The organism is Geodermatophilus sp. URMC 64, assembly GCF_053502555.1.
In genome coordinates, this window is record NZ_CP199955.1 from 3,678,228 (window position 1) to 3,700,388 (window position 22,161).

20 protein-coding genes are annotated in these 22,161 nt (G+C 74.2%); 11 read left to right on the plus strand and 9 right to left on the minus strand.

Annotated features, from left to right (window positions below; all coding sequences use genetic code 11):
- Nucleotides 1–165: 165 nt before the first annotated feature.
- The gene (locus tag ACWIYF_RS17915) at nt 166–606 is read right to left on the minus strand and encodes a MarR family winged helix-turn-helix transcriptional regulator (RefSeq protein WP_448624180.1); all 441 of its coding nucleotides are present in this window, start codon (nt 604–606) and stop codon (nt 166–168) included.
- A 107-nt stretch (nt 607–713) separates the two neighbouring features.
- Here ACWIYF_RS17915 and ACWIYF_RS17920 point away from each other — a divergent pair, with 107 nt between their 5' ends.
- The 4 genes from ACWIYF_RS17920 to ACWIYF_RS17935 are packed head-to-tail and all read left to right on the plus strand — an operon-like array spanning nt 714 to nt 4,482.
- A complete protein-coding gene (locus tag ACWIYF_RS17920) occupies nt 714–1,622 on the plus strand; it encodes an SDR family oxidoreductase (protein ID WP_448624181.1) in 909 nt (302 codons plus the stop codon).
- Between the two features lie 2 nt (nt 1,623–1,624).
- Nucleotides 1,625–2,494, plus strand: a complete 870-nt coding sequence (locus tag ACWIYF_RS17925; protein ID WP_448628767.1) for an amidohydrolase family protein — start codon at nt 1,625–1,627, stop codon at nt 2,492–2,494.
- Entirely contained in the window at nt 2,487–4,031 is a 1,545-nt protein-coding gene (locus ACWIYF_RS17930) for an acyl-CoA synthetase (protein WP_448624182.1), read from the plus strand. The genes ACWIYF_RS17925 and ACWIYF_RS17930 overlap by 8 nt, the downstream gene beginning before the upstream one ends.
- Nucleotides 4,024–4,482, plus strand: coding sequence for a DUF3237 domain-containing protein (locus ACWIYF_RS17935; RefSeq protein WP_448624183.1), 459 nt, complete (start codon nt 4,024–4,026; stop codon nt 4,480–4,482). The genes ACWIYF_RS17930 and ACWIYF_RS17935 overlap by 8 nt, the downstream gene beginning before the upstream one ends.
- Nucleotides 4,483–4,517: 35 nt before the next feature.
- Here ACWIYF_RS17935 and ACWIYF_RS17940 read toward each other — a convergent pair whose 3' ends face one another.
- From ACWIYF_RS17940 to ACWIYF_RS17950, 3 genes are all read right to left on the minus strand, one after another.
- Nucleotides 4,518–4,712 carry a hypothetical protein gene (locus ACWIYF_RS17940; protein ID WP_448624184.1) on the minus strand — a complete coding sequence of 65 codons (195 nt, stop codon included), beginning with the start codon at nt 4,710–4,712 and terminating at the stop codon, nt 4,518–4,520.
- A 255-nt stretch (nt 4,713–4,967) separates the two neighbouring features.
- Entirely contained in the window at nt 4,968–6,419 is a 1,452-nt protein-coding gene (locus ACWIYF_RS17945; RefSeq protein ID WP_448624185.1) for a carboxylesterase family protein, read from the minus strand.
- A gap of 61 nt (nt 6,420–6,480) precedes the next feature.
- Nucleotides 6,481–7,836, minus strand: coding sequence for an MFS transporter (locus tag ACWIYF_RS17950; RefSeq protein WP_448624186.1), 1,356 nt, complete (start codon nt 7,834–7,836; stop codon nt 6,481–6,483).
- Between the two features lie 304 nt (nt 7,837–8,140).
- Here ACWIYF_RS17950 and ACWIYF_RS17955 point away from each other — a divergent pair, with 304 nt between their 5' ends.
- A complete protein-coding gene (locus tag ACWIYF_RS17955) occupies nt 8,141–9,484 on the plus strand; it encodes an adenylate/guanylate cyclase domain-containing protein (protein ID WP_448624187.1) in 1,344 nt (447 codons plus the stop codon).
- A 1-nt stretch (nt 9,485) separates the two neighbouring features.
- Here the strand turns inward: ACWIYF_RS17955 and ACWIYF_RS17960 are convergent, their stop codons facing one another.
- On the minus strand, nt 9,486–10,157 hold the full coding sequence (locus ACWIYF_RS17960) for a TetR/AcrR family transcriptional regulator (RefSeq protein WP_448624188.1): 672 nt from the start codon (nt 10,155–10,157) through the stop codon (nt 9,486–9,488).
- 143 nt (nt 10,158–10,300) lie between these two features.
- Between ACWIYF_RS17960 and ACWIYF_RS17965 the strand changes: the two genes are divergently transcribed.
- The 4 genes from ACWIYF_RS17965 to ACWIYF_RS17980 all read left to right on the plus strand — a co-directional run bounded on the left by ACWIYF_RS17965 (nt 10,301) and on the right by ACWIYF_RS17980 (nt 16,264).
- Nucleotides 10,301–11,182, plus strand: coding sequence for a shikimate dehydrogenase (locus ACWIYF_RS17965; RefSeq protein ID WP_448624189.1), 882 nt, complete (start codon nt 10,301–10,303; stop codon nt 11,180–11,182).
- Nucleotides 11,172–13,010: a TIM barrel protein gene (locus ACWIYF_RS17970; RefSeq protein WP_448624190.1), complete on the plus strand. Its 1,839-nt coding sequence runs from the start codon at nt 11,172–11,174 to the stop codon at nt 13,008–13,010. The genes ACWIYF_RS17965 and ACWIYF_RS17970 overlap by 11 nt, the downstream gene beginning before the upstream one ends.
- A gap of 45 nt (nt 13,011–13,055) precedes the next feature.
- Complete coding sequence (locus ACWIYF_RS17975) at nt 13,056–15,878, plus strand: ATP-binding protein (RefSeq protein WP_448624191.1); 2,823 nt, start codon at nt 13,056–13,058, stop codon at nt 15,876–15,878.
- A 95-nt stretch (nt 15,879–15,973) separates the two neighbouring features.
- A complete protein-coding gene (locus tag ACWIYF_RS17980; protein ID WP_448624192.1) occupies nt 15,974–16,264 on the plus strand; it encodes a hypothetical protein in 291 nt (96 codons plus the stop codon).
- Here ACWIYF_RS17980 and ACWIYF_RS17985 read toward each other — a convergent pair.
- Nucleotides 16,261–17,055, minus strand: a complete 795-nt coding sequence (locus ACWIYF_RS17985; protein ID WP_448624193.1) for a glutamine amidotransferase — start codon at nt 17,053–17,055, stop codon at nt 16,261–16,263. The two genes, ACWIYF_RS17980 and ACWIYF_RS17985, sit on opposite strands and share 4 nt — an antisense overlap.
- A 37-nt stretch (nt 17,056–17,092) precedes the next feature.
- Complete coding sequence (locus ACWIYF_RS17990; protein WP_448624194.1) at nt 17,093–18,112, minus strand: NAD(P)-dependent alcohol dehydrogenase; 1,020 nt, start codon at nt 18,110–18,112, stop codon at nt 17,093–17,095.
- Nucleotides 18,113–18,177: 65 nt separating this feature from the next.
- On the opposite strand from ACWIYF_RS17990, the gene ACWIYF_RS17995 reads away from it, so the two are divergent.
- Nucleotides 18,178–18,822, plus strand: coding sequence for a TetR/AcrR family transcriptional regulator (locus ACWIYF_RS17995; protein WP_448624195.1), 645 nt, complete (start codon nt 18,178–18,180; stop codon nt 18,820–18,822).
- 28 nt (nt 18,823–18,850) lie between these two features.
- Here ACWIYF_RS17995 and ACWIYF_RS18000 read toward each other — a convergent pair whose 3' ends face one another.
- A complete protein-coding gene (locus ACWIYF_RS18000) occupies nt 18,851–19,375 on the minus strand; it encodes an ester cyclase (protein ID WP_448624196.1) in 525 nt (174 codons plus the stop codon).
- Nucleotides 19,376–19,489: 114 nt separating this feature from the next.
- Between ACWIYF_RS18000 and ACWIYF_RS18005 the strand changes: the two genes are divergently transcribed.
- On the plus strand, nt 19,490–21,232 hold the full coding sequence (locus ACWIYF_RS18005; RefSeq protein WP_448624197.1) for a PHA/PHB synthase family protein: 1,743 nt from the start codon (nt 19,490–19,492) through the stop codon (nt 21,230–21,232).
- Here ACWIYF_RS18005 and ACWIYF_RS18010 read toward each other — a convergent pair whose 3' ends face one another.
- The gene (locus ACWIYF_RS18010; protein ID WP_448624198.1) at nt 21,233–22,027 is read right to left on the minus strand and encodes a maleylpyruvate isomerase family mycothiol-dependent enzyme; all 795 of its coding nucleotides are present in this window, start codon (nt 22,025–22,027) and stop codon (nt 21,233–21,235) included.
- Nucleotides 22,028–22,161: the final 134 nt, after the last annotated feature.

The following is a 22,161-nucleotide window of genomic DNA, read 5'->3' on the forward strand; positions in this document are numbered from 1 at the left end:
CGCGAGGTCGGCTCGCCGTCGCTCCCGTAGGCGGAGTGGGCCGGATACCCACCAAGAGGCGGATCGCGGTGGTCCACTGAACCCGGGATACCGCCGTAAGGCGACACTCGGCGGTATCGCGGCCGGCCCGTCCCCCCGCCAGGGCAGAGGTTGCCTTCCACGGGGCTAGCTCGCGGCGCTCTCCTCGGTGGTCGTCAGCACCCGCGCGAGCAGGTCCCGCAGCGTCTCCTGCTCGCCGACGGCCAGCCCGCGCAACTGGTGCTGCACACCGGCCGCGGCGCGCTCGTCCGCCCGCCGCCGCAGCCGGACGCCCTGCGCCGTTGCGGCGACCAGCTTCGCCCGGCGGTCCGTGGGCGACGGCCGCCGCTCGACCAGCCCCGCCGCGGCCAGCTCGTCGACCAGCGCGACGACCTGGCTGGGGTCGAGGCCGAGCACCTCGGCGAGGCGGCGCTGCGAGATGCCCTCGGCGGTGTCGTCGGCCAGCACGAGCACCGAGTACTGCCGGACCCGCAGGCCGAGATCGGCCAGGGCGGCGTTCGTGGCCCGGACGACGAGCCCGCTCGCCCGCGTCAGCAGGAAGCCGACGTCGTCGCTCAGCGCCGTCATGTAGGTGAACTCCTCAATCGTTGACAATCTCCACGATATCGGCCTAGCGTCCGGCACGGCAACGATGCCGGTGAACGGCATCCCCGTCGTCCTCCCGAGGAGTGCTCGTGGACCTGACCGGCAAGGTCGCCATCGTCACCGGCAGCGGGCGGGGCCTCGGCCTCGCCTACGCCACCGAACTCGCCCGCGGGGGCGCCGCCGTCGTCATCAACGACGTCGACGAGACCGTCGCCGAGGCGGCGGTGAAGTCGATCGCCGACGCCGGCGGCACCGCCGTCGCCGAGGTGGTGCCCGTCGGCACCAGCGAGGCCGCGCAGGCCCTCGTCGACCGCGCGGTCACCGAGTTCGGCCGGCTCGACGTCCTGGTCAACAACGCCGGCATCCTGCGCGACACGACGCTGTGGAAGATGACCGACGAGCAGTTCGACGCGGTGATCACCACGCACCTGCGCGGCACGTTCACCTGCACCCGCGCCGCCGCGATCCGCATGCGCGAGCAGGGCGAGGGGGGCCGGATCATCTGCGTCGGCTCCCCCACCGGCCAGGTCGGCAACTTCGGGCAGACCAACTACGCGGCGGCCAAGGCCGGGATCGTCGGCATGGTCCGCACCTGGGCGATGGAGCTGGCGCGCGCCGGCATCACGGTCAACGCGATCGTGCCGGTCGCGGCCACCGCGATGACCGAGACGGTGCCCTTCCTCAAGCCCTACATCGACGCGCTCGAGGCCGGCGAGCCGCTGCCGCCGTTCGCCCGCCAGCAGCTGGGCTTCGGCTCGCCCGAGGACGCCGCCGGGCTGGTCGCCTTCCTCGCCTCGGACTCCGCCGCGGAGATCACCGGCCAGGCGGTCGGCATCGGCGGCGACCGGCTGGCGCTGTGGAGCCACCCGAGCGAGATCGTCGTCGAGTTCGCCGACGGCACCGGCTGGTCCGCCGACGCGATCGCCGGGGTCTGGGCCGACAAGTTCGCCCCCGCGCAGCAGACGGTGGGCCAGCAGCTGCCGGAGCCCCCGAAGTGACGATCGACCTGGACGCGGTCGTCGCCATCGACGTGCACGTGCACGTCGAGCAGGACCTGCACGGGCACCTGTCGATGGACGACGAGCTGCTCGACGCGGCGTCGAAGTACTTCAAGGGCGACCCGTACCACCCCACGGTGCCGCAGATCGCCGCCGACTACCGCGAGAAGAACATGGCCGCGGTGATCTTCACCGTCGACAGCGAGCTGGCCACCGGTCATCCCACGCTGTCGAACGAGGAGATCGCGCAGGCCGCCGCCGAGCACCCCGACGTGCTCATCCCGTTCGGCTCGATCGACCCGGCCCGCGGGGCCTCCGGGATCCGCGCGGCACGCCGGCTGGTGGAGGACCACGGCGTCCGCGGGTTCAAGTTCCACCCGTCGATCCAGGCCTTCGAGCCCAACGACCGCCGGGTGTACCCGCTGTACGAGGAGCTGCAGTCGCTCGGCGTCCCGGCGCTGTTCCACACCGGCCAGACCGGCATCGGCTCGGGCCTGCCGGGCGGGCGCGGGATCAAGCTGCGCTACTCCGACCCGATGCTGCTCGACGACGTCGCCGCCGACTTCCCCGGCCTGACGATCATCATGGCTCACCCCTCGGTGCCCTGGCAGGACTCGGCGATCGCGGTGGCCCAGCACAAGGCGAACGTCTACATCGACCTGTCCGGCTGGTCGCCGAAGTACTTCCCGCCGCAGCTGGTCCGCGCCGCCAACACCCTGCTCAAGAACAAGGTGCTGTTCGGCTCGGACTACCCGCTGCTGCGCCCCGAGCGGTGGCTCAAGGACTTCGCCGCCCTCGAGATCCGCGACGAGGTCAAGCCGCTGATCATGAAGGAGAACGCGATCCGCGCCCTGGGGCTGCGCCGTGCGTAACGCCGGCCTCGGCTCCTGGCCGGAGCGCCGGCTGCGCATCTCCCCCGGGCGCGACGCGATCTGGTTCGAGGGGACGACGACGTCGCACGCGCAGTTCGCCGAGCGGGTGCGCCGCACCGCTGGCGCCCTGGCCGGCCTCGGTGTCGGCCGGGGCGACCGCGTGGCCTGGGTCAGCGGCAACCACCCGTCGGGGCTGGAGACGCTCTATGCCTGCGGCCAGCTCGGCGCGATCTGGGTGCCGGTCAACGCCCGGCTGACCGCGCCCGAGGCCCGCTTCGTGCTCGAGCACTCCGGCGCCTCGGTGGTCGTGCACGGCCGCGAGCACGGGTGGCTGGCCGACGGGCTGCGCGACGTCGTCCCCACCTGGATCGCCGCGGAACCGCCGGTCGAGGGCGGGACGGCGTCCCTCCCCTACGAGGAGCTGCTCGCGGCGGCCGCCCCCGAGCTCCGCGACGAGCCCGTCACGCTCGACGACCCGTGCCTGGTCATGTACACGTCCGGCACGACCGGCAAGCCCAAGGGCGCGGTGCTCACCCACGGCAACATGACGTGGAACGCGGTCAACCAGTTCATGGGCATGGACTTCAGCCAGGACGAGCGCACCCTGGCGCTGGCGCCGCTGTTCCACATCGGCGGGCTCAACGGCACGGTCAACCCGGCGCTGCTGCGCGGCGGCTGCGCGGTGCTCGTCCGCCGGTTCGACCCGGCCGAGACGCTCGCGGTCATCGAGGAGCAGCGGGTCAACTCGTTCTTCGCCGTCCCGACGATGCTCGACGCGATGTCCCGGCTGCCGGAGTTCCGAACCCGCGACCTCTCCGCGCTGCGCACGATCGGCGCCGCCGGCGCCCCGCTGCCCCTGCCGACGCTGCGCACCTGGCTGGACCGCGGGGTGACCATGCAGCAGTGCTACGGCATGACCGAGGCGGCGCCCGGGTGCACCGTCCTGGACTCGGCCGACGCCGAGCGCAAGGTGGGCTCGGCCGGCAAGCCGGTGTTCTTCACCGACCTGCGCGTGGTGCGCCCCGACGGCACGGACGTCGACGCCGACGAGGTCGGCGAGGTGATCGTCTCCGGTCCCAACATCATGGCCGGTTACTGGGACGAGCCGGAGCGCACCGCCGAGGTGCTGGTCGACGGCTGGTACCACACCGGCGACGCGGGCTCGTTCGACGACGAGGGCTTCCTCTACATCCGCGACCGGTACAAGGACATGATCATCTCCGGCGGGGAGAACATCTACCCGGCCGAGATCGAGTCCGCGCTGCTCGAGCTGCCCGGCGTGGTCGAGGCCGCGGTCATCGGTGTTCCCGACGAGAAGTGGGGCGAGGTCGGCCTGGCGGTCGTCGTCGTCACCCCGGAGACCGAGCGGGACCCCGATGCGATCCGCGCCGCGCTGCGCGAGCGGCTCGCCGGCTTCAAGGTGCCCCGGCTGGTCGAGTTCGCCGACGAGCTGCCCAAGACCGCCACCGGCAAGATCCGCAAGCCGAGCCTGCGGGAGCGCTACGCGGTGACGCCGCCCGGCCTCACCCGTGCCTGAGCCGCCCGAGCTCGTCCATGCGCTCCACCTCGAGGTCGAGGTGGGCGCGCCGCTCGAGGTGGGGACGACGCCGGCCGGGCTCCGGCGCGTCGTGCCGATGACCGGGGGCACGGTCTCGGGCCTCGTCACCGGCCGGGTGCTCCCCGGCGGCGCGGACTTCCAGCTCATCCGCACCGAGACGGAGACCGAGGTGGAGGCGCGCTACCTGCTGGAGAGCGACGAGGGCGCGCTGGTCACCGTGCACAACGTCGGTCTGCGGACCGGCTCGGCCGAGGACATCGCCCGGCTGCGCCGCGACGAGCCGGTCGACCCGGCGCGGATCTACTTCCGCAGCACCCCCCGCTTCGAGACGGCGTCGCCGCGGCTGGCCCGGCTGACGACCCGGGTGTTCGTCGGCGCCGGCACCCGGCAGCCGCGCGCGGTGACCTTCGACTTCTTCGAGGTCAGATAGCCGGCCCGATCGGTCGCTTCACCCACGCCGCGGACTCAGGTCGTCGAGATCCATTGCTTGACGGTCTTGGCGACGTAGACGACCGACAGCGCGAAGAAGAGAACTCCGATCGCCGCCTTCGCCTGATCCTCGGAGAAGGCCGTGCGTTGCGCCACGAACGGTCCGGCGACGTCGGCCACCTTCGCCCGCCAACCCTGCAGTCCAGCCCTGCCCAGTTCCACAGCGGTCACGGCTCCGCCGTACCCGTGAGGCGCCCCGTGAAGCAGGCCGGCGCGGGCTCCGTGCGTGGCGCCGGGGCGCGACCCGTGTCTCTGAACCGCCCACCCAGTGCGACTCGGTTGCCCCCCTCCGAGATGCGCGGATGGGCTGTCCCAAAGGCCGCCTTCTCGAGGCAGGTGCCTGCGCATTCCCGATGCAGGCGCCCGGCGGGGCGGGTCAGCACACCGGCACGGCGCTGGCCGGTGGGGCGACGGCCGGCGGCCGCCCTACCCGGCTCGGACCGCACCGGCCTCCCAGGCCCGCCGCCGCTCGGCCGACGGATCGAACCGCACCCGGGTCACCGCGTCGAACAGGGCGGTCGCCCGCTCGTCGGCGTCGTAGGGGGGCCAGTCGGCGAGCACCCCGGTCGCCGGGTTGCCGTCGGTGACCATCGCGAGCACCGACGCCTGCAGCGCCTCCGTCACCGCGAGGTCCGCCGCGGTCATGGGGCCGCCGGGCCGCAGCAGCAGCGGCCGCTCCAGGAACCGCGGCGGGTGCGCCCACAGGCAGGCGTTGTCCGCGCCGTGCGACGGGCCGAGGACGTCGAACGGCGGCAGCGACGGCGTGTGGTCGAAGCGGGACAGCCACGCGCGGCCGCCGGCAGTGGCCTGGGCCTCGGCCAGCTCCACGACCGGCCGCACCCACATCTCGTCGGTGAGCAGCGCCGGCAGGGGGTCCTCCCCCGGCCGGGCGGTCGCCGTGTAGACCTCGAGCAGCCGGTGGAACCGGCCGTCCCCGACGCGGCCCCGGGCCACGGCGGTGGCCGCCGCCGCGCCGCCGCGCACGAACCCGGCCATCTCGTCGCGGCACGAGCCGAACCACAGCGCGGTGTCCCGCAGCGCGCCGGAGGCGACGACGTCGGCCGGCTGGGCGGGCAGCACGCTCCCGTCGAGCACCGGGGCGAAGATCGCGCCGCCGACCTTGCCCGACGAACGGGACACCCGGCGGGCGGCGTCCATCACCGCGACCGCCGGGACGTCGCGCAGTGCCGCGCGGGGAACGCTCAGCTCCGCCAGCACCCGGCCGGCGACGTCGACCGCCTCCGCCGGCTCCACCGGCGGCCCGCCGACGGACAGCGCTACCGCGGCGCGCGCCCGGCGCCCGGCCGCGGTGGCCAGCAGCGCGCAGACCAGGCTCGCGCCGGCCGACTGCCCCGCCAGCGTCAGCCGGCCGGGGTCCCCGCCGAAGGCGCCGATCTCGCGGACCACCCAGTCCAGCGCGGCGACCAGGTCGGTCATCGCCGGCGACGGCTCCGGGTCCCCGGCGGTGCCCAGCTGCAGGAAGCCGAACGGGCCCAGCCGGTAGGAGACCGCGACGACGACCGCCGGGCCCCGGGCGGCGAGGTGCGAGCCGTCGTAGTCGGCCGCGGCGCCGGTGAGGAAGGCCCCGCCGTGCACCCAGAACAGCACCGGCAGCGGGCCGTCGGCGTCGGCGTCGGCGTCGGCCGGGGCGTACACGTCCAGGGTCAGGCAGCGCTCGGTCCCGGTGAGGGTGCCGTCGGGCAGGTCCTGGACGCCGACCGGCCCCGGTCGCGTGGCGTCGAGGTCCGCCGTCCACGGGGCGACCGGGCGCGCGGGGCCGAACCGCTCGGCGGTGGCGTACGGGACGCCGCGCCAGCTGCGGACGCCGTCGGCGACCCGGCCGGCGACGGGACCCGTGGACAGAAGGACCCGGGACATGCGACCTCCTCGGAACAGGCGCGGGCCCCGGCCGGACGGCCGGGGCCCGCGACGGGACGGATCAGGCGGTGGCGAGCTCACGGTCGCTCCGGACGCGGGCGTCCTTGCGGCCCAGCTCCTCCAGCGGCACGTGCGCGGTCTCCCGCGTCGTCAGGGCGCACAGCCCGGCGATCGCGGCGGCGCCGCCGGTGAGCAGCGCGACCGGCACCCACCCGCCGGAGCCCTCGCCGACGATGGCCGTGGCGATCGCCGGGGAGAAGCCGCCGAGGGCGAAGCCGATCTGGGTGCCGATCGCCGTGCCCGAGTAGCGGACGCGGGTGTCGAACATCTCGCCGTACAGCGCGGGCCAGATGCCGTTGGCCGCCGAGTAGATGACGCCGGAGAGCAGGATGCCGAACAGGAAGACCAGCGCGACGTTGCCCTGCTGCAGCGCCCACAGGAACGGGAAGGCGGCGGCGGCCGAGCCGAGGGCGCCGAAGGCGAACACGGGACGACGGCCGATCTTGTCCGACAGCCTCGCCCACAGCGGGAGGGCCACCAGCGCGACCGCGTTGGACAGGATGACCATCCAGAGCAGCGTCGTCCGCTCCATGCCGATCGCATCGCTCGTGCCCTGCGCCAGCGACCAGGTGCCGACGATCGTGCTCACCACGGAGACCAGGGCGCACAGCACGACCCGGAGCACCGAGGCCCAGTGGTCGCGGAAGAGGACGGCGACCGGCAGCTTCGGGACGGCGTGCTCCTGCTTCTCACGCTCGAACTCGGGCGTCTCCGGCAGCGACCGGCGCACCCAGTAGCCGACGGCGACGACGAGGGCGGAGAGGAAGAACGGGATCCGCCAGCCCCAGCTGAGCAGCTGGTCCTCCGGCAGCAGCGCGACGAGGAGGAAGACGAGGTTGGCCAGGATGAGGCCGGCCTGCGTGCCCTCGAGGGTGAAGCTGGTGAAGAAGCCGCGCCGGCCCTCCGGGGCGTGTTCCAGGGTCATCGAGTTGGCGCCGCTCTGCTCACCGGCGGCCGAGAGCCCCTGCAGGATGCGCAGGGCGACGAGCAGCACCGGGGCGAGCACGCCGACGGCGGCGTACGAGGGCAGCGCGCCGATGAGGAAGGTCGAGACGCCCATCATCAGCAGGGTCAGCACCAGCATCTTCTTGCGGCCGACCCGGTCGCCGAAGTGGCCGATGATGACCGCACCGATCGGCCGGGCCACGTAGGCCACCCCGAACGTGGCGAGCGAGAGCAGCACGCCCGTGGAGGGGTCGGACTCGGGGAAGAACACGTCGGGGAACACCAGCCCGGCGGCGGCCCCGTAGATGAAGAAGTCGTAGTACTCGAGGGCGCTGCCGACGAAGCTGGCCAGTGCGGCCTTGCGCGGCATCCGCTCGGCGGTGGGCCCACCGGGCGCGGTGGTCGAGCTCATGTCGGTCTCCTGGGAGGCGCGGCGGCAGCGATCTCGTCCTGCCGGAGGGGGCGGTCCGGGACGGACCCGGGTGCGGTCAGCGGTGCGTCGATGCAGTCCTGCGGAAAGCGGCCGGGATCACCGGCCCCCGTGGCCGCCCGCGCCCCGGTCGAGGCTCGGACGGCGTCCCCAGCGGCTTATGTACCAACTGGTTACGTACCAGATGGTGAGGTGACCGCGGTCACCTTGTCAAGTCCGGTGCAGACGGCCAGGTCAGCCCCGTAGGGATCCCTCGGCGACCGGGACCGGGGCTACGGTGCCCTGCATGCGGTTCGGCCCGCCGGTCTCCTTCGCGCGCACGCCGAGGGGGGCGAACCTCGCCTACCAGGTGCTCGGGGAGGGCGAGCTGGACCTGGTGTTCCTGTTCGGCTATCCGACCCACCTCGCCCTGATGTGGGAGCACCCGGCCTTCGCCGAGTTCCTGGAGCGGCTGGGCTCGTTCGCCCGGCTGATCCTCTTCGACCGGGTCGGCAACGGGCTGTCGGACCGCGGGCCGACGGGGCACGCCTTCGAGGACTGGATGGACGACATCTCCACGGTGCTGGCTGCCGTGGGCTCCCGGCGGGCCGCCTTCTTCGGCTGCCACCTGGGTGGCCGGCTCGCCCTCCTGTTCGCCGCCACGCATCCCGAGCGGACGGCGGCGGTCGTGACGTTCGCGGCGCACCCGGCCAGCCTGCGCACCGAGGACTACCCGTGGGGCAGCACGCCCGAGCAGCGCGCGGGCCTCCTCGCGCGGCTCCGCGACGGGGCGATGGACTTCGGCGAGCTCCTCACGTACTTCTCCCGGGAGGACGCCGCCGATGCGGCCACCCGCCGCTGGTTCGCGACGTTCTGGCTCTCGGCGTCGAGCGCGGTGGAGAGCATCGACGAGGTCACCGCGCTGGGCCCGGTCGACATCCGGGGCCTGCTCGGCGCCGTCCACGCGCCGACCCTCGTGCTGCACCGGACCGAGGACCGGATGGCCGCGATCGGGGCCAGCCGGTACCTGGCCGAACATCTTCCACGCGCGACGCTGCGCGAACTGCCGGGCGAGGAGCACCTGCCCTTCCTCGGCGACCAGGACACCGTCCTGGCTCTCACGGAGGAGTTCCTCACCGGCCGGCTGCCGGCCGCGGACGCCGACCGGGTGGTGCTGACGGTGATGTTCACCGACATCGTCGACTCCACGGCCCGTGCGGCCGAGCTGGGCGACCGGCGGTGGCGCCGGCTGCTCGAGCAGCACGACGAGGTGGTCCGCACGAACCTCGTCCGGTTCCGGGGGCGGGAGGTGGAGACGACCGGCGACGGCTTCCTGGCCACCTTCAACGGCCCCGCGCGGGCGATCCGCGCCGCGGTCGCCGCGCGCCGTCAGCTCGCCGAGCTGGGGGTGCGCCTCCGGGTCGGGCTGCACACCGGGGAGTGCGAGCTGGTCGACGGGCACGTGCGCGGCATCGCGGTGCACATCGCCGCCCGGGTCCTGGCCCTCGCCGGCCCGGACCAGGTGCTGTGCACGCGCACCGTCAAGGACCTGGTCGCCGGCGCGGGCTTCGCGTTCGCCGACCGCGGCACGCACCGGCTCAAGGGCGTCCCGGACGAGTGGCCGGTCTACGCCGCGGAGCTGACCGCCTGACCTACCGGGCGGTCAGGTAGTCGACCACGAGGTCGCCGAGCAGCCGCCGCTGGTGCTCCCGCCGCGCGGGGTCGAGCATGTCGCGGCCGAAGATCGCGCCGAAGGTGTGCCGGTTCGCCGTCCGGAAGACGCAGTACGCGCTGATCACCTGGTGCACGTCGAGCGCGTCGACGTCCTCGCGGAACAGGCCGGCGTCCCAGCCCCGCTCGAGGATCGCGCGGAGGACGTCGAGGGCGGGATTCGCCAGTCCGGAGAGCACCGCCGAGTGCGCGAGATGCTCGGCGTGGTGGATGTTCTCGATGCTGACCAGCCGGATGAACTCCGGGTGCGCCTCGTGGTGGTCGAAGGTCAGCCCGCACAGCTCGCGGACGGCGTCCACCGGGTCGAGGTGCTCGACGTCGAGCTGCTGCTCGAGCCCGCGGATGCGGCTGTACGCCTGCTCCAGGACCGCGATGTAGAGCTGCTCCTTGCCGCCGAAGTAGTAGTAGATCATCCGCTTGGTGGTGCTCGTCTTGGCGGCGATCTCGTTGATGCGGGCGCCGGCGTAGCCGCGGTCGGCGAACTCCGCCGTCGCCACGGCCAGGATGTCGGCCCGGGTCCGCTCCGCGTCGCGGATCCGCTCCGGGGGGACGCCGAGCTCGGCGGCGTCGGCGCCGGACGGCAGTGCGCTCACGGTTCCTCCACGGATCGACGGTCCCGGACCGGAGCCTACGGCGGACGACGGCGATCCGAATCACACCGAGGGCTGGCGGTCGGCGCGCGGATGTGGTCCCCTCAGTACTAACTCACCAGTTGGTACACAGGCCGGAGGCGCTCGTGACCCCCAGCTCCCGCGGTTTCCTGGTCGGCCTCGTCGGCACCGGCATCGGGCCGTCCCTGACCCCGCCCCTGCACGAGCGCGAGGCCGACGAGCTCGGCATCCGCTACCTGTACCGGCGCTTCGACCTCGACCGGCTCCGCCTCCCGGCCGAGGCGATCGGCGACCTGCTCGCCGCGGCCCGGCTGGCCGGCTACGACGGCCTGAACGTCACGCACCCCTGCAAGCAGCTGGTCCTCCCCCACCTCGACGAGCTCTCCCCCGACGCCGCGGCGCTGGGCGCGGTGAACACCGTGGTGTTCCGCGACGGCCGGGCGATCGGGCACAACACCGACTGGTCCGGCTTCGCCCGGTCCTTCGACCGCGGCCTGCCCGACGCCGCGCTCGACCGCGTCGTCCTCCTCGGCGCCGGGGGCGCCGGGGCGGCCGTCGCGCACGCCCTGCTGACCCTCGGCGTCCGCCGGCTGACCGTGCTCGACGTCGACGCCAAGCGGGCGCGCGGCCTGGCCGCGTCGCTGCGGGAGCGCTTCGGCGCGGCCCGGGTGGACGGCGACGACCTCGCCGCCCTCCCCGGCGCGGTGCGGGCGGCCGACGGCCTCGTGCACGCGACCCCCACCGGCATGGCCGCGCACCCCGGCCTGCCGCTGCCGGCCGAGCTGCTGCGGCCCGAGCTGTGGGTGGCCGACATCGTCTACCGGCCGCTGGAGACCGAGCTGGTGCGCACCGCCCGCGCCCGCGGCGGCCGGGTCCTCGACGGTGGCGGCATGGCGGTCTTCCAGGCGGTCGACGCGTTCAAGCTCTTCACCGGCGTGGAGCCGGATGCCGACCGGATGCTGGCCCACTTCACCGAGCTGGTCGGGGACGGCGCCCGTGTCGGTTGAGCAGCACCGGTCGATCGCGACGGTCTGCCTGTCCGGCACGCTGGAGGACAAGCTGACCGCGGCCGCGGGCGCCGGCTTCCGCGGCATCGAGCTCTTCGAGCCCGACCTGATCTCCTCGCCCTGGAGCCCGAAGGAGCTCGCCGGCCGCTGCGCCGACCTCGGCCTGTCCATCGACCTCTACCAGCCGTTCCGCGACCTGGACTCCACCGACGACGCGCGGTTCGCCCGCAACCTGCGCCGCTCCGACCGCAAGTTCGACGTCATGGAGCAGCTCGGCGTGGACACCGTGCTGGTCTGCTCGTCGGTGGCGCCGGACGCGGTGGCCGACCCCGACCGGCTCGCCGAGCAGCTGGCCACCGCCGCCGCCCGCGCCGGCGAGCGCGGCCTGCGGATCGCCTACGAGGCCCTCGCGTGGGGCAGGCACGTCTCCACCTGGGACGCCTCGTGGGACGCCGTCCGCCGTGCCGACCACCCCGCGCTCGGGCTCTGCCTGGACAGCTTCCACGTCCTCTCCCGCGGCGGGGACCCGGCCGGCTTCGCCGCCGTCCCCGCGGAGAACCTGTTCTTCCTGCAGCTGGCCGACGCCCCGCAGCTGTCCATGGACGTGCTCTCGTGGAGCCGGCACCACCGGCTCTTCCCCGGGCAGGGCGCCTTCGACCTCACCGGGTTCGTCGACGCCGTCCTCGCGGCCGGATACACCGGCCCGCTGTCGCTCGAGGTGTTCAACGACGTCTTCCGGCAGTCCGACCCGGCGCGGACGGCGGTGGACGCGATGCGCTCGCTGCTCTGGCTCGAGGAGTCCCTCGGGCGCACCGCTCCCCCGGCCGGGCCGGCGCTGACCGGCTGGTCGTTCGTCGAGGTCGGCGTCGACGGGATCTCCGGCCCCCGGCTGGCCGACGTCCTCGGCCGGCTGGGCTTCACGCACACCGGCCAGCACCGCTCCAAGCCGGTGCAGCTGTGGGAGCAGGGCGGTGCGCGGGTGCTGCTCAACGCCGCCGTCGTCCGGCCGGGGGCCGCGGGCGTGGCCGCCGTGGCCGCGCTCGGGCTGGAGAGCGAGGACCCGGGGCGCTCGGCGGCCCGGGCCGAGTTCGTCAAGGCACCGGTGCTGCCCCGCAGCCGCGGCCGCGCCGAGGCCGAGCTCTCGGCGGTCGCCGCGCCCGACGGCACGCAGCTGTTCTTCACCCGCACCGTCCCCGACGGCTGGCCGCACGACTTCCTCGACACCGGCGAGGAGGCCGGCCCCGGCGTGGGCGTCACCGGGGTCGACCACATCGGCCTGACCCAGCCGTTCGACTCCTTCGACGAAGCGGGGCTGTTCTACCGGGCGGTGCTGGGACTGGAGCCGCAGGCGCTGGCCGAGGTGGCCGCCCCGTTCGGGCTGGTCCGCATCCGCGCCGTCACCGACCCGGGGCGTGCGGTGCGCCTGGCGCTGTCGGCCGCGGCGCTGCGCCGCGGGGGCTGGGCGCCCGGCGTCCCGGAGCCCCAGTACGTCGCGTTCGCGACCGACGACCTCGTCGCGACGGCGACGGCGCTGCGCGCGGCCGGCGCCCCGCTGCTGGCGCTGCCGGCCAACTACGCCGACGACCTCGACGCCCGCTTCGACCTCGACGAGGCCCTGCTGGCCGCGATCCGTGAGCACGGGCTGATGTACGAGGAGGACGAGCGCGGCGGCTACCTGCACCTGTCGACCGAGGTGCTCGGCGACCGGCTGTTCGTCGAGTTCGTCCAGCGGCTCGACGGCTACGACGGCTACGGCACCGCCGACGCGCCGGTGCGCATGGCCGCCCACCGCCGCGCCCGCACCCGCCTTCCGGTCCCGCAGGGGTAGCCGCCCCCTGGTGCCCGCCGGTCCCGAGGTCCAGGCTCCGTGGTCATGGCGAGCCCCCCGAGGACGCCGACGCGAGTGCCGGCGGCCACGCCCGAGGCCATCGTCGGACGCCGGCGGGAGCTCGCGGCCTGGGGCGACTGGATCCGCGCCGCCCACCGGGGGGCCGGTCGGCTCGTGCTCTGCGCCGGTGAGCCGGGCATCGGCAAGTCGCGGCTGGCCCAGGAGTTCGCGGGCGTGGCCCTCGCCGCCGGGTGCTCGGTGGCCTGGGGACGCTGCCCGCAGGCGGAGGGAGCACCCCCGTTCTGGCCGTGGCGGGAGGTGCTGCGCTCCCTGGGCGCCGACGCCGACCGCCTCCTCTCGACGGAGGTGGCCTCCCCCGCGGACCGGTTCCGCGTCTTCGACGACGTGAGCCGGGCAGTGCGCGCGGCGGCGGACAGCGGTCCTCTCGTCGTCGTCCTCGAGGACATCCACTGGGCCGACGAGTCGTCCCTGCTCACGCTCCGGCACCTGGCGTCCGGACTCGGCGACCGTCCGCTGCTCGTCGTCGCCACCTTCCGCGACGTCGGCCCCGCGGGCGTCCTGCCGGGCGTCCTCCCCGACCTCTACCGGTCGCCGGCGGTCGAGCGGATCGAGCTGGCCGGATTCGACCTCGCCGAGGTGGGTGAGCAGCTGTCTCGAGCGGGGCTCGGCGGGGACGACGCCCGGACCGTGCTGGGCCTCACGGGCGGCAACCCGCTGTTCGTCCGGGAGGTGGCCCGGGCGATGGCCGACGGGACGTGGCAGCAGGACCGGCCGCCCCGCGGTGTGGTGGACGTGGTCCGGGCCCGTCTCGACCGCGTCTCCGCCGAGTGCCGCCGGTTCGTCCAGGCGGCCGCGATCGTGGGGCGGGAGTTCTCGCCGGCCCTGGTGGCGCGGGTCCTCGGCGACGACGTATCGGCGTGCCTGCCCCTCATCGACGAGGCCGTCGGCCACGGGCTGGTCGATCCGGTGGGCTCCGGCGGCGGTCACCGCTTCGTCCACGCGCTCACCCGGGAGGCGGTCGAGAACTCCCTCGCGACCGCCGCCCGCATCGCCCTGCACCGCGCCGTCGCGGAGGCGATCGAGACCGAGTACGCCGGCAACCTCCGCGACCACCTCGGCGCGATCGCCGCGCACTGGACCGCACTGGTTCCGTACGGCGGGGCCGGCGCCGCGCGGGACTGGACCCTCCGAGCCGCGGGCGAGGCGGCTCGGCGCCTGGCGTTCGCGGACGCGATCCGCCTGTACCGAGCGGCCCTCGCCATGCCGGCGACCCCCCTCCCCGACGTCGACCGTTGCCGGGTGCTGACCGCACTGGCCCGGGCCGCCCACCTGGCCGGAGATCTCGCCGGGTGCGCGGACGCGGCGACCGACGCGGCCGAGGCCGCGCGTGCGGCACACAGCCCCGAATTGCTCGCCGAGGCCGCGCTGGTCGTGCAGGCCGCGGCCGACGCCGGCCTCAACACCGTCGCCGGGCAGTTGTGCGAGCAGGCACTGGCCGCCCTCGGGGACACCGGTTCCCGCGCACTGCGGGCACGGCTGCTCGCCCAGCGCAGTCACCTCGCGCTCTACGACGGCGACCAGCACCGGGTACGGGCGTCGAGCGCGGCCGCCCTCGCCCTCGCCCGGGCGTCGGGCGACGACGCGGCGCTCATGGACGCGCTGCACGCCCGCAAGGAGGCCCTCCCGGGTCCGCCGGGCCGGGCCGAGCGCGAGCGGGTCGCCTCCGAGATGCTCCTGCTGGCCCACCGCAGGAACGACCTGCGCGCCGCCATGTGGGGCCGGCTGTGGCGGATCGACGCCCTGGTCGAAGCCGGGCGGCTCGCCGCCGCCCTCGACGAGCTCGCCGTCCTGCGGATGACCGTCGAGCGAGCCGGCGGGCCGATCGACCACTGGCATCTGGAGCGGACGACGGCCTTTCTCGCCCAGGCCACCGGGCGGTATGCCGAGGCGACCGCCGCCGGCCGGCGCGCGTACGACCGGATGCGGGTCATCGAGCCCCGCCCGGCGCGCGGGGCGTACATCGTGCTCCAGTACATCCTCGCCGAGCACTTCGGGATGACCGACGAGACAGCCGGTCTCGCGCGGCGGGGGTTCGATCCGCTGCCGCTGTTCCGGACGCTCGGCCCCGTCCACCGGTCGCTCCTGCTGCTGGCGACCGGCCTGGCGGAGGAGGCGGCGGCCTCGTACCTGGAGGCCGGTCCCGTCGCGGAGTGGCGTCCCCCGCCCTTCCACGTCCTGTACACGTACGCCTCCGGCGTCCTCGCCGCCGCCGGCCTGGGCCGCCCCGACGACGTCGCCGCCCTGCTGGACCGGCTCGAGCCGTTCCGCGGCGAGCACGTGGTCGCCGAGAACGTCGCCTATCGGGGCCCCGTCGAGCTGGTGCTGGGCCGCGGTGCCCTGGCGCTCGGCCGGCTCGACCGGGCGATCGACGACCTGGCGACCGCGGCCGAGTCGGCGCAACGGGCCGGTGCCCCCGGCTTCGCCGCGGAGGCCCGTTACTGGCTGGCCACGGCCCTGGTCGCGCGGGACCACCCCGGCGACGCGGCGCGCGCGTCGTCCGCCGCCGGCCACGCCGACCGCCTCGTCCGGGGTCTGGGCATGACGGCGTACCGGGACCGGGCCGCGGCGCTGGTCGCCCACCTCGGCGCCGGCTCGAGCGGGCGGCTGAGCGCCCGCGAGCGGGAGGTGGCCGGGCTGGTCGCCGAAGGCCTCACCAACCGGCAGATCGGCGCGCGGCTGGTGATCTCCGAACGCACCGCCCAGAACCACGTGCAGCACATCCTCACCAAGCTGGGCTTCACGACGCGCAGCCAGATCGCGGCCTGGGTCGCCGGCGTGCGCGGATGAGCAGAGGAATGAGTCATCCGGCGGATCCCGCGCCCCGGCCCGGTTCCTAGCGTTCCTCCCGTGGCCGCTCCGGCCACCCGGATGAGGAGGAAGTCATGCAGTGCATCACCGTCGGTACCCCGCCGCAGTCGCTGGAGCAGGTGGACGCCGTCCTCGCCGCGCTGGGCAGCCCGCCCGAGGGCATGGAGGCACGCTTCGTCGGCCGCTCGGACGACGGCGAGCTCCGGATCGTGACCCTGTGGGAGTCGAAGGAGCACGCCGAGAGGTTCTTCGCCGACCAGCTCGCGCCGGTGCTGGCGCGGACCCTCGGCCCGGAACCGGCAGGGACCTCGCGGGTCATCGAGCTCGACGTCGTCCGCCGCTACGAACGCCAGCCGGTCGGCTAAGGGGTGTGTGGCCCCCTGCAGGGTCCCGCCGCGAGCGTGCGAGCGGTGGGGGGCAGGGGGTCCTTCCCGTAGCGGGCGACGAAGTTCTTCAGCAGCCGGCCGGGCTCGGTGACCACGCCGAGGGAGAGCCGGGCGATGAGCGACTCGAGCTCGTCGGGCGGGAAGTAGCCGTAGTGCTGGTAGACCCGGGCCCGCGCGCAGATGCCCGGTGCGTCCAGCTCGGGGTGGAACTGGGTGGCGTAGACGTTCTGCTTCACCCGGAACATCTGCACGGGGCAGGCCGCCGACGTCGCGAGCAGCACCGCCGACGGCGGCAGCACCCGGCAGGCCTCCTTGTGGCCGACGAAGGCGTCGAACGTCTCGGGCACCCCGGCCAGCAGCGGGTCCGCCGTCCCCTCGGGGGTCAGCTGGATCGGCACGCAGGCCAGCGCCTCGCCGTAGGTCCGGTCGACCACCCCGCCCTGGTGCGTGCCGAGCGTCCCGACGCCGTAGCAGGCGCCGAAGAACGGGAAGTCGCGCGCGACGACCTCGTCGAGGAGACGGGCAAGCTCCTCCTCGACCCGGCGCTGCACCGGTGACTTGGTCTCGTGCGGATCGCTGGAGTTGAACGGGCTGCCGCCCAGCATGATCCCGGCGTAGTCGTCGAGGTCCAGGTCGGGCAGCGGCCCCGCCTCCAGCCGGACGCGGTGCAGCTGCTCGGGTGGCAGACCCGAGAACCTCACGAAAGCGGCGTACTCGCCGTCGGCGGCAGCGTCCTCGGCGCGCGACGCCAGCAACAGGAACGGCCGCACGCGCCGGATCCTATGTCGGCACCGCCCCGACCAGGCATCACTCGATCGTGACGACCAGCTTCCCGGCGGCCCGGCCGTCGAGCATCCGGCGGATCGCCGCCGCGGTCTCGCCGAGCGGATAGGTCCGGTCGATCAGCGGCGTGACCGCGCCGGCCTCGATCAGCTCGCGGAGCGCGGTCAGGTCCGCGGCGTTCTCCTTGTTGACGAAGAAGCCGAGCCGCTGGCCGATGAACGGCGACAGCAGCACCGCGCGCAGCTGACGGTCCAGGCCGTCCAGCCACCGGCCGCCGGTCTCCCCGCCGACGATGACCAGCCGTCCCTTGGGGGTGAGGGCGCGCCGGAGCTGCCGCAGCGGGCGGTTGCCGCCGATGTCGAGGACGACGTCGTACCGGCGCCGGCCGTCGACGACGTCCCCCGCGGTGTAGTCGAGGACGTCGTCGGCCCCGAGGGCGCGCACCTGGTCGAGCTTCCCCGTGCTGGCCACGCCGGTCACGTGCGCACCCAGCGCCTTGGCGATCTGGACGGCGAAGCTGCCGACCCCGCCCGAGGCCCCGATGACCAGGACCTTCTCCCCCGCCTGCACGCGGCCGTGGTCGCGCACCGCCTGCAGCGCCGTGCTGCCGGAGACGGGGACGGCCGCCGCCTGCTCGAAGGAGAGGTTCGCCGGCTTCGCCGCCAGCCGGTCGGACCCCACGGCCACGTACTCGGCGAAGGTGCCGTTGCCGGCCGCGACGCCGTACACCTCGTCGCCCGGCCGGAAACCGGTGACGCCACGGCCGACGGCCTCGACGGTGCCGGCGAGGTTGCGGCCGGGGTTGGCGAACCTCGGCCGACGCAGGCCGAACACCAGCCGGATCGGATAGGCCAGGCCGGCCATCAGGTGCCAGGTGCCGCGGTCGACGCTGGCCGCACGCACCCGCACGAGCACCTCACCGTCCCCGATCGAGGGCCGCGGCGCCGTCCCGAGCCGCAGCACCGTCTCGGGCTCGGACCCGTACCGGTCCTGGAGAACGGCCGTCATCGTCGTGCTGCGCTGCTCGAACCCGGTGTGGGCCATCACGGTCTCCTGCCTCGGGGTGACTTACGGCGTAAGTCTCTCCCTTACGACGTAAGGTTGTCAATGTGCCGAGGAACGCGAAGGGGATCACCAGGGATCAGGTGCTGCGCGCAGCCGTCGCGCTCGCCGACGAGTCCGGCCTCGACTCGCTGAGCATGCGGAAGCTGGGCCAGGCGCTCGGGGTGGAGGCGATGTCGCTGTACCACCACGTGGGCGGCAAGGAGGACCTGCTCGACGGCATGATCGACGTCGTCTTCGCCGAGATAGAGCTACCCGCCGACGCGCCCTGGAAGGTGGCGCTGCGGCAGCGGGCGATCTCGGCCCGCGCGGCGCTGTCCCGCCACCGCTGGGCGATCGGCCTGATGGAGTCCCGCACCCATCCCGGTGCGGCCACACTGCGCGCGCACGACGCCGTCCTCGGCTGCCTCCGGAAGGCCGGCTTCTCGCTGGAGCTGGCAGCGCACGCGTTCTCGGCGATCGACAGCTACGTCTACGGGTTCGCTCTCCAGGAGCGCGGCCTGCCGTTCGACACCCCGGAGGAGACGGCGGAGCTGGCCCGGACGATGCTCGCGCAGTTCCCGGTCGCGGAGTTCCCGCACCTGTACGAGTTCACGACCTTCCACGTGATGCAGCCGGGTTACGACTACGCGGAGGAGTTCGAGTTCGGCCTCGACCTGATCCTCGACGGCCTGGAGCGGCGAGCCGGCTGAGCCGGTCGCTGGGGCCAGCCGGCGAGGCTCAGCCGGCGAGCTCCTCGTCGTGCTCGTCGTCGTGCCCGTGCAGGTGCTCGCTCTCCTCGTGCTCCCACGGCTTGTAGAAGGTGTCGCCGCCGTCGGGTGGGGCCTGCGACGACAGCCACACCGCGTCGACGGCGGCCAGCGCGCCCAGCTCGTTGGCCACCGTCCAGATCTCCCGGACCCGCCCTCCGGCGAGGGTCAGCACCTCGATGGTGCGCAGCTCCACGACGCGGCCGGTGGCGGGCACCGGCCCGATCGCCGTGGTCAGCGGGCCGATCTGGCGGCCCTGGATCCGGTAGACGACGGTGACCTTCGAGCCCCCGTCGACCACCGACAGCACCCGGATGTTCGGCCACTCGATCGCCGCCTGGAGGGCCCGCGCCCGGGCCACGAGCTCCGTCGTCCCCACGGGTTCGCCGTTGACCGACACCGGGTCGTTGTAGAGCTCGCGGAACGCGGCCTCGGCGGCGTCGTCCGGAAGGGGTTCGAACCGCAGGCGTAGCAGCCGGTCGACGTCGAAGGGCATCGCCCCATCGTGGCCTGGGCCCCGGGCCGGCACCAGGCCATGCCGTGCCGTTCCCCACCCGAGGACCTAGGGTCGGAACGGACAGTGATGCACCTCACAGCCCGGGAGGGCGGCATGACCACCACCGAGCGGCCATCGCGGAAGACCGAACCGGCCGACCGGCCGGGCGCGCCCGAGCAGCCCGTCCCGAGCACCGAGACCGAGGCGCTGGCGTCGGTCGAGGGTGGGGAACCGGTAGGCCTCCCCTCCCCCCGCGGTATCGCCCGGACGCTCCTCTCGGTCCTGGCCCAGCCGCGGCCGCTCGCCCGCGAGGCGGCGCGGCTCGGGAAGGACACCGTGCGCATCCTGCGCGGCACCGACGAGATCGCACCGGCGCCGAAGGACCGCCGGTTCGCCGACCCGGCGTGGACGGCCAACCCCGTGTACCGGCGGCTCGCGCAGGAATACCTGGCGGTCAGCGGGTCGCTGACCCGCCTGGTCGACGCGCACGAGGCCGGCGGCGCCGACTGGCGCGAGGTGGAGACGGCCCGGTTCGTCGTCAACGCGCTCACCAGCGCGCTGGCCCCCACCAACACGCTGCCCGGCAACCCGGCCGCGCTCAAGCGCGCCTTCGACACCGCCGGCCGCAGCGTGGTCCGCGGGGCGCGCCACGCGCTCTCCGACCTGCGGCACAACGGCGGGCTGCCCGCCCAGACCGACCGCACCGCCTTCACCGTCGGCGAGGACCTCGGCGTCACCCCGGGCGCCGTCGTCCACCGCAGCGAGGTGCTGGAGCTGATCCAGTACACGCCGTCGACGCCGACCGTGCGGACCCGCCCGCTGGTCATCGTGCCGCCGCCGATCGGCCGCTACTACTTCCTGGACCTGCGGCCCGGGCGCAGCTTCGTCGAGTACGCCGTGAGCCAGGGCCTGCAGGTCTTCATGATCAGCTGGCGCAACCCGTCCAAGGAGCAGGCCGACTGGGACCTGGACACCTATGCCGGCGGCGTCCTCGACGCCATCGACGTCGCCCGGGAGATCACCGGCTCCCCCGACGTCAACACCCTGGGCTTCTGCGCCGGGGGCATCGTCATGACGACGGTGCTCAACCACCTCGCGGCGACCGGCGACGACCGGGTGAGCAACGCCGGCTACGCGGTGACGCTGCTGGACTTCCACAGCCGGGCGCCGATCGGCGCGTTCTCCGGCCCGCGGATGCTCGACATCGCCCGGCGCAACTCGCGCAAGAAGGGCATCATCTCCGCGCGTGAGATGGGCGCCGTCTTCACCTGGATGCGCCCGGACGACCTGGTCTTCAACTACCTGGTCAACCAGTGGCTGATGGGCGAGGACCCGCCGGTGTTCGACATCCTCGCCTGGAACGCCGACGGGACGAACCTGCCCGCCCGGCTGCACGAGCAGTTCCTGGACATCTTCGGCGGCAACTCGCTGGTCAAGGCCGGGGCGCTCAAGGTGCTCGGCACGCCGGTGCACCTGAGCCGGATCACCGTGCCCACGTTCGTCACCGGCGCGATCACCGACCACCTCACCCCGTGGGACGGCTGCTACCGGACGACGCAGCTGCTGTCGGGGCCGAGCACCTTCGTGCTCAGCAACGCCGGGCACATCCAGAGCCTGGTCAACCCGCCCGGCAACCCGAAGGCCAGCTACTGGACCGGGGGCAAGCCCGGAGCCGACCCGCACGCCTGGCAGGCCACCGCCGAGCGCCGGTCCGGCAGCTGGTGGGAGGCGTGGTCGGAGTGGATGCTCGAGCGCTCGGGCGACGAGGTGCCGGCGCCGACGACGGCCGGGTCCGCCGAGCACCCCGCCCGCGAGCCCGCGCCCGGCTCCTACGTGCTGGACCGCGTGCCGAGCTGATCAGACGATGTTCACCTCGTCGAGGACGCGCGCGGCGTAGTGCTCGTCGCCGTCGACGCGGACGGAGTTCCGCCAGGGCGTCCGCGTCGTCCCCCAGAGGACGAAGTCGGTCGCGGTGGAGGTGGCGGTCGCGACCGGCTCCTGGAGACCGGACACGATGCCGAGCAGGGGCTCGCCGGGCACGAGGGTCCACTCCCCGCCGCCCGGCCCGGTCAGCCGCAGGCCGAGTGGCCGGTCGAGCACCTTCGACACCGACGGGCACATCTGCGGCAGTCCGGCCAGCATCCAGCCGATGCCCGGCCCGAGGACGTCGTCCGTGGCCTCCGGGCGGGGCCGCTCGACCGGCCCGGTGGGCGCGAGCAGGTCGACGGTGAGGTGGCACCACAGGTCGAAGGCGAAGGCGTCGGCCAGGGCGTGCATCGGGTAGGTGCCCAGGTCGGTGAGGGTGAGCGGGGCCGAGGCCAGCGGCTCGTCCTGCACCGCGGCCAGCGCCGCCATCGCCGGGTCGAGGAAGTCCCGGAACTCGGCGGCGACCTGCTCGCTGGACCACCCGCGCCGCTGCTCGACCAGCAGGTCCTGGAGCTGCTCGGCGGTGTCCACCGGGGGCGCCGGGGCCGACGGGTCGGGCGGCTCGGCCAGCACGCGGAAGTTCGACCCGGTGTGGGCCACCAGGTCCTGCACCGACCAGCCGGCGCACCGGCTGGGCCGCGCCCAGTCGTCAGGGGTGAGGCTCGCGACGACTTCCGCGTAGCGCTCCGCCAGGCCGCGTGCGGCCCGCAGTCCTTCCGCCGTCATGGCGCCCTCCGTCGTCGTCCTGACTTACTTGGTTCCGCGACCATAAAGTGGGCGCTCGGACGGGGCAAGGGGCCGATCAGGGCTTTCTTGACGACGTCTCCGCTAACTGTGACTATGGCGGCTGTCACATCCGT

Coding starts and splice junctions, on each gene's coding strand:
- ACWIYF_RS17915 (WP_448624180.1), bottom strand. CDS start 606: ATGACGGCGCTGAGCGACGACGTCGGCTTCCTGCTGACGCGGGCGAGC.
- ACWIYF_RS17945 (WP_448624185.1), bottom strand. CDS start 6,419: ATGTCCCGGGTCCTTCTGTCCACGGGTCCCGTCGCCGGCCGGGTCGCC.
- ACWIYF_RS17950 (WP_448624186.1), bottom strand. CDS start 7,836: ATGAGCTCGACCACCGCGCCCGGTGGGCCCACCGCCGAGCGGATGCCG.
- ACWIYF_RS17955 (WP_448624187.1), top strand. CDS start 8,141: ATGCGGTTCGGCCCGCCGGTCTCCTTCGCGCGCACGCCGAGGGGGGCG.
- ACWIYF_RS17975 (WP_448624191.1), top strand. CDS start 13,056: ATGGCGAGCCCCCCGAGGACGCCGACGCGAGTGCCGGCGGCCACGCCC.
- ACWIYF_RS17980 (WP_448624192.1), top strand. CDS start 15,974: ATGCAGTGCATCACCGTCGGTACCCCGCCGCAGTCGCTGGAGCAGGTG.
- ACWIYF_RS17990 (WP_448624194.1), bottom strand. CDS start 18,112: ATGGCCCACACCGGGTTCGAGCAGCGCAGCACGACGATGACGGCCGTT.
- ACWIYF_RS18000 (WP_448624196.1), bottom strand. CDS start 19,375: ATGCCCTTCGACGTCGACCGGCTGCTACGCCTGCGGTTCGAACCCCTT.
- ACWIYF_RS18005 (WP_448624197.1), top strand. CDS start 19,490: ATGACCACCACCGAGCGGCCATCGCGGAAGACCGAACCGGCCGACCGG.
- ACWIYF_RS18010 (WP_448624198.1), bottom strand. CDS start 22,027: ATGACGGCGGAAGGACTGCGGGCCGCACGCGGCCTGGCGGAGCGCTAC.